The sequence below is a fragment of the Cypionkella psychrotolerans genome (assembly GCF_001294535.1).
GTDB classification, from domain to species: Bacteria; Pseudomonadota; Alphaproteobacteria; order Rhodobacterales; family Rhodobacteraceae; genus Cypionkella; species Cypionkella psychrotolerans.
The window spans coordinates 1-5,248 of record NZ_LGIC01000045.1 but is presented as its reverse complement, the minus strand read 5'-3'; the positions used below and the strand labels follow the sequence as shown (position 1 = coordinate 5,248).

5 protein-coding genes and 3 pseudogenes are annotated in these 5,248 nt (G+C 55.7%); 4 read left to right on the top strand and 4 right to left on the bottom strand.

What is annotated here, in order from left to right; translation table 11 throughout:
* Nucleotides 1–3: 3 nt before the first annotated feature.
* The 3 genes from AKV04_RS09965 to AKV04_RS26150 all read right to left on the bottom strand — a co-directional run bounded on the left by AKV04_RS09965 (nucleotide 4) and on the right by AKV04_RS26150 (nucleotide 3,142).
* Nucleotides 4–1,193, bottom strand: a protein-coding gene (locus tag AKV04_RS09965; RefSeq protein WP_156317321.1) for an IS3 family transposase whose coding sequence is annotated in 2 segments (ribosomal slippage) — nucleotides 4–935 and nucleotides 935–1,193 — 1,191 coding nt in all. Because the reading frame shifts where the segments join, the coding sequence is not laid out codon by codon here.
* A gap of 534 nt (nucleotides 1,194–1,727) precedes the next feature.
* Nucleotides 1,728–2,768: a hypothetical protein gene (locus tag AKV04_RS09955; protein ID WP_054006297.1), complete on the bottom strand. Its 1,041-nt coding sequence runs from the start codon at nucleotides 2,766–2,768 to the stop codon at nucleotides 1,728–1,730.
* Nucleotides 2,765–3,142 (bottom strand): hypothetical protein, encoded by a 378-nt coding sequence (locus tag AKV04_RS26150; RefSeq protein WP_156317457.1) that lies wholly within the window; start codon nucleotides 3,140–3,142, stop codon nucleotides 2,765–2,767. The genes AKV04_RS09955 and AKV04_RS26150 overlap by 4 nt, the downstream gene beginning before the upstream one ends.
* A 305-nt stretch (nucleotides 3,143–3,447) precedes the next feature.
* Between AKV04_RS26150 and AKV04_RS09950 the strand changes: the two are divergent.
* The 4 genes and pseudogenes from AKV04_RS09950 to AKV04_RS09940 all read left to right on the top strand — a co-directional run.
* A pseudogene (locus AKV04_RS09950) lies at nucleotides 3,448–3,816 on the top strand (Arm DNA-binding domain-containing protein); the annotation flags it as partial.
* Nucleotides 3,803–4,048: pseudogene (locus AKV04_RS27825) on the top strand (hypothetical protein); the annotation flags it as partial. The pseudogenes AKV04_RS09950 and AKV04_RS27825, both read left to right, overlap by 14 nt.
* A gap of 57 nt (nucleotides 4,049–4,105) precedes the next feature.
* A complete protein-coding gene (mads1, locus tag AKV04_RS09945) occupies nucleotides 4,106–4,315 on the top strand; it encodes a methylation-associated defense system helix-turn-helix domain-containing protein MAD1 (protein WP_054006295.1) in 210 nt (69 codons plus the stop codon).
* Nucleotides 4,308–4,673, top strand: a pseudogene (locus tag AKV04_RS09940) (BPTD_3080 family restriction endonuclease); the annotation flags it as partial. The gene mads1 and the pseudogene AKV04_RS09940, both read left to right, overlap by 8 nt.
* Nucleotides 4,674–4,748: 75 nt before the next feature.
* On the opposite strand, the gene AKV04_RS09935 reads toward AKV04_RS09940, so the two are convergent.
* Nucleotides 4,749–5,248: IS30 family transposase (locus AKV04_RS09935; RefSeq protein WP_156317456.1), on the bottom strand; the 500-nt coding region annotated here is incomplete at its 5' end.

Below are 5,248 nucleotides of genomic sequence, written 5' to 3'. Positions count from 1 at the left end.
GTTTTATCCAGCGTGAGCGAGACTCCGGGTTTGAGTTTGGCCCTTTTGGGCGGGGTGGGCAACGGGGGCTGGCGCGGAGCTGATCGAATTGCGGAGCGTCAGATCCCGTTGCGGGGTGAAGGTCAGGGCGAAGGCGGCGGGCGTTTGCCAGCCGAGGCGCGAGTGGGGTCGTTCGGTATTGTAGTCGTTGCGCCAGGCGGCCAGCGTCACACGGGCATGATGCAGGGACGGGAAGAGGGTTTCGTTCAGAAGCTCATCCCGCAGGCGACCGTTGAAGCTTTCGATGAAGGCATTCTGGGTCGGCTTTCCAGGCGCGATGTAGTGCCAGTGGATCTTTCGGTCATCGGCGAAGATCAGGATCGCGTTCGAGGTGAACTCGGTGCCATTGTCACTGACCACCGTTGCAGGCTTGCCGCGAGCCTCAAAGAGGGTCGCCAGTTCCCGCGCCACACGCGCGCCTGAGAGTGAGGTGTCGGCAACCAACGCCAGACATTCGCGCGTGCAATCATCCACAACGGTCATGATCCGGAACCGGCGTCCATCGGTCAACTGGTCAGACACAAAATCCAATGACCACCGCTGGTTCGGCGCAAACGGCAGCGCCATCGGAGCGCGCGTGCCGATCGCCCGTTTGCGCCCACCCCGACGGCGCACTTGGAGCCTTTCTTCGCGATAGATGCGAAACAAGCGCTTGTGATTGACCTCGTGGCCTTCGCGCCGCAGGAACACATGGAGGCGCCGGTAGCCGAACCGGCGTCGGACCTTGGCCAATTCATTCAGCCGTTCCCGTAGCACCGCGTCATCCTGACGGACCACCTCATACCGCATGGTCATCCGGCAACATCCGATCACCCGACACGCCCGCCGCTCGCTCATCCCATGGCCCTCCACAAGTTGTGCTACCGCTTGCCGCTGCGCGGCGGGCGCTACCATTTTTTTCCGAGGAGATCCTTCAGCGCCGCATTGTCGAGCATGGCATCCGCCAGCAACCGCTTCAGCCGGGCGTTCTCGTCTTCGAGGCCCTTCAGCCGCTTTGCCTCGCTGACATCCATGCCGCCATACTTGGCCTTCCATTTGTAAACGGTCGCATCGCTGACACCGTGCTTGCGGCACAGGTCGGCCACAGAAATCCCGGTCTCATGCTCTTTCAGAATGCCGATGATCTGATCCTCGGTGAACCTGCTGCGCTTCATCTCTCTGGTCCTTTCGGTTGGGCCAGAGTCTATCTCAAACTGGATTAGCCGCAGGGGGCAACGTCAGGGGCAACGTCACACGGTCCAAAATGGTGAACACAGAAAGCCCCGCGGGATGCGGGGTTAATGTGTTGTAATTGTTGTGTAAAGGTTTGGTTGCGGGGACAGGAATTGGCCTACACCGAACAACTGGCATCTTTTCTTACACAACCGCAACGCAGAAGTCCCCGACTTTGCTGCCCTCGACCTTCAGGTTATGAGCCGAATATGCATACTCTATTGAGTCTTTTAATTTCAATAGCTTGGCGGTCAAGCCTTTGAAATGGCGCACTCTTTCGCCGGAATGTGCCAATTTCCGTCGTCATTCGACGGCTTCCAAGGGTGCGCAGACCGTATTCGCGGGTTGACCAGACGTTGACAAGAGTGATGGCAACGATGCTCAAATGCAATCATTCCGCCCGCCACAAGCCCAATTGACCCGATCTAAATAATCACAGCAAGTCTCGCCGAGGCGAGCAGCTGCAGTTAAGGTGTCTATTCAGAATAGGCCAACCTGCCCTGCGCAAAGAAATGCGCTGTGGCCCGGAGGCGTCGGAACAGCGCCAGACCAACCTTTGCATGGACAATCGGATTATCTTTTGTGAGGCTCTTGAGTTGGTCTTTTCCCACGACAGGCAGCAATTCGTAGAACACCTTGGTCAGGCGGAGCAGTTCGATGAGAACATCCGAACTCACCTCTTTCAAGCCACCGGTTATCGAGAGCAGCTTGGCCTTCGACATGAAGCCACGCAAGTCATCATGAGCTTTCTGAATTGCATCAGCTCCCTCCAGAAAGAGCTCGACGCTTACCTTGACTGCCTCAAGGATTTCATCCTTACCTCGAAGATCAACCCAACCTGGCGAATGATATTCTATGCCCTCTAGGGATGGGCGCTGATTTGACGGGATGATTTCAAAAAGGTCGTTAAAGAATCCCATATAGCTTGACCCACCCTTAAAGGGCTTGCTGCTAAATGCCTTCTGTACTTGGCTGATTTTTTGGCTGTTTGGATCGCTGATATATTCCACGGCCTGACTATAACTATATAAATCTGCAAATTTCTGATAAAAGCTTCCAAATTCTTGCATGTCCCAATGTCCATCGATGAGCAGACGCTGCTCTTTTCCGATCGCATCACTAATGCCGTACTTTGAAGTATGCGCCGTTACGAAAAACTGGCCATCAGGAAGCAAATTCTCCCCAAGCACCCCTTGGAATTCTTCCAACGCAACGGCGCCCTTAGTGTTGGGCTTCAAGTCTTTCACAACATAGTATTTTCGTCCGGATGCGAAGGCGAACAGAAAACGCAGATCACACTGTTCGTTGAAATATCGGATGAGATGATGCCTTCCCACAAAGACAACAAAATAGTAGTCAACTTCACCACTCTCATCAGGGATCGCACTTGCAATAAAGTGTTGGGTACCTGTTCCAGCTTTCTTTGAAAGCAAAACGACCAGCGGGATGTCAGCCTCAAAAAGGTTCGCTTCAACCTTTACATTGATTCGGGCTGACTTCTTGACTTCCGCGTTCATTTTGGTTCAATCCGAACTATAGCCTGCGTAAAAGAGAAATGATCAAAAGCGCAAAAGTGCACATGGTTACCCTCCTTCATCGAAAGACCAGAGCCTGCAGGGACTTTCATTTCGGCACGGGCGACGAATTTCTTAAACAAAGGGAGCTTCATTAGATCCTTTGTGTATTTTTCGCCCTCAAAGAATGAGCATGACGCCCAACCACATTCGCATTTGTTTCTCTTGTTCTCAATCTTTTGTGCAGCCTGAGACTCAAAGCATGCCTCCGTTGGAGTTCCTGCGCGCAGGAGACGCCAAACGTCGGTAAGTTCCACATCTTTCGAGTCTGGCAGCGGGCAGTTTTCTGGAAGATTTTCTTTATAAGTCAATGACATAATCGTTCTTTTTGGACGTGCGCACCACGTGGGGTTGACGACGTTTATCACACCATCGTGTTACGCCAAGCAAAATTCCACGCATTTGGAGCCCGACCGTTCCATTTCCACTTGGGGGCCGCGCCTGGAACCTACCCTTCCGTCAGCAGGACTGCACACCCTACCTAACCCATTGATCTCATTGACCGGAATTCACCACCCCACTTCAGTTCCACCTTCCGCCTGTATTCCGCCCCCTGCCCCATGCTCTGCCTTGATAACCGCGCGGGTCTACGCCTGTGTCGGGATGCAAGGAGGCTGGGCACATGGTCAAGCGATTGAAACTGAATGAGAAAGCCCTGCGCGATGCGGAGCCGAAACGGGGCGTCAGCTATCAGGTTTTCGACACCGAGGTGATCGGGTTTGCCGTACGGGTTCAGGCCTCGGGCGCGCGGACTTTTACAATCGACTACCGCCATGCGGGGCGGCAGCGGCGGATGAACATCGGGCGCTGGCCGGAGTGGAGCGTGACTGCCGCGCGCGAACGCGCCAAGGAACTGCGCCGGGCCATCGACGGGGGGCACGACCCTTTGGCGGCGAAGGAAGAGTTTCGCGGAGCGCCTCGCGTCAAAGACATGATTGAACACTACATCGTCGAACATCTGCCGAAACTGGCGAAGAACAACGCTGGTGAAGACCCGAGGTAGGCGGCGAACGGTCGAGTTGCTGGCTTGCCCGGTCACCTGGCGACCCCATCTAGAACGGATCGCATCCGCCCCGGCGCGGCTATGAGGACTGGTGCAGGCGCTGGACTGGGTCCGGGATGGGCTTCTGGCGGGCGGGATGCTGACGGAGGTGGAAATGTCTGAGGCAATGCCGAACTTGCGGCCATGGCTCTCGACGCAACCAAGAGCAATCAAGTGCTAGTAAAGGCTGGCAAAGGCTGGCAGCTTCATTTTGAACATTGCGAGAAGGAGCAGGTCCATGTCGGACCCTATTCTCACTTTGCCAGAGGTCGCGATTTTGTTGAAGGTTGCAGAGAAAACCGTGTACACGATGGCGCGCGACGGCCAAATCCCGGCATTCAAGGTTCAAGGACAATGGCGCTTTAAGCATGATGATATTGATCGATGGATCGATGAACAGAAGGCATCCATAAAAGAAAACCTTGGAAAAGGTGCCGCGGATGTCTGAGCAGTTCTTCGAAAAACCGATTCTCAACTCGCCGTATGCATATCCGGGCAGGCATTGGGAGCTGGACCCCGATGGTCAGCCGACGAACCGCATTCTCGATAACCGTCGGCGCTCGGATCTCATTACACCCGTTCCAAAAACCAAGAAGCAGCGTCAGAACACTAAGCAGGCTTCCCTCCTGCTTGGCGCCAAGGACGAGCTTTCGACAGCAGATCAGGAATACAACCCGACCCCAATCATCAACGAAGTTCGGGGCTATGTTGAAACCTGGCGCAGTCTCCCCAACCCCGATCAATGGTTGGTGACCCAAGAGACCGCGCGTCTGCTGCGGCACTGGCGGCACCACAAGCTCGAGGGTAACGGCGTTGCAATCCCTTGATGCGGGTCTGCTCCCTTAGAAACCGAGGCACAACATCTCCTAGGTAGGGCGGATTCAACTTTCAAGTGCAACGTTTGATCTGAAGGCCGCGAGTTCTTCGGCCATGGCTTCTTCGGGTGTTTTCCATCCGAGGGTTTTGCGGGGTCGCTGGTTCATCATGCGCGCCACGTCGTTGAGTTCGGTCTGGCTGATGGTGCTCAGATCGGTGCCCTTGGGGAAGAACTGGCGCAGCAGGCCGTTGGTGTTCTCATTGCTGCCGCGCTGCCAGGGGGCATGCGGATCACAAAACCAGATGTCGATCTTCAGTCGACGCGCCAGCTCCGGGTGGCAGGCCATCTCGCTGCCCCGGTCGTAAGTCATCGACCGGCGCAGCACGGCAGGCAGGCGTTTCATCTGGCGGGTAAACCCCTCCAACGCCGCGTCAGCGGTGCAGCCGCGCATTTTGCTGAGAATGAGAAAGCGGGTCTTGCGCTCGACCACCGTGCCCACCGCCGAGCGGTTGAAGGCGCCCTTGATCAGATCGCCTTCCCAGTGGCCGGGCACCAGACGGGCCT

Coding starts and splice junctions, on each gene's coding strand:
- AKV04_RS09955 (WP_054006297.1), bottom strand. CDS start 2,768: ATGAACGCGGAAGTCAAGAAGTCAGCCCGAATCAATGTAAAGGTTGAA.
- AKV04_RS26150 (WP_156317457.1), bottom strand. CDS start 3,142: ATGTCATTGACTTATAAAGAAAATCTTCCAGAAAACTGCCCGCTGCCA.
- mads1 (WP_054006295.1), top strand. CDS start 4,106: ATGTCGGACCCTATTCTCACTTTGCCAGAGGTCGCGATTTTGTTGAAG.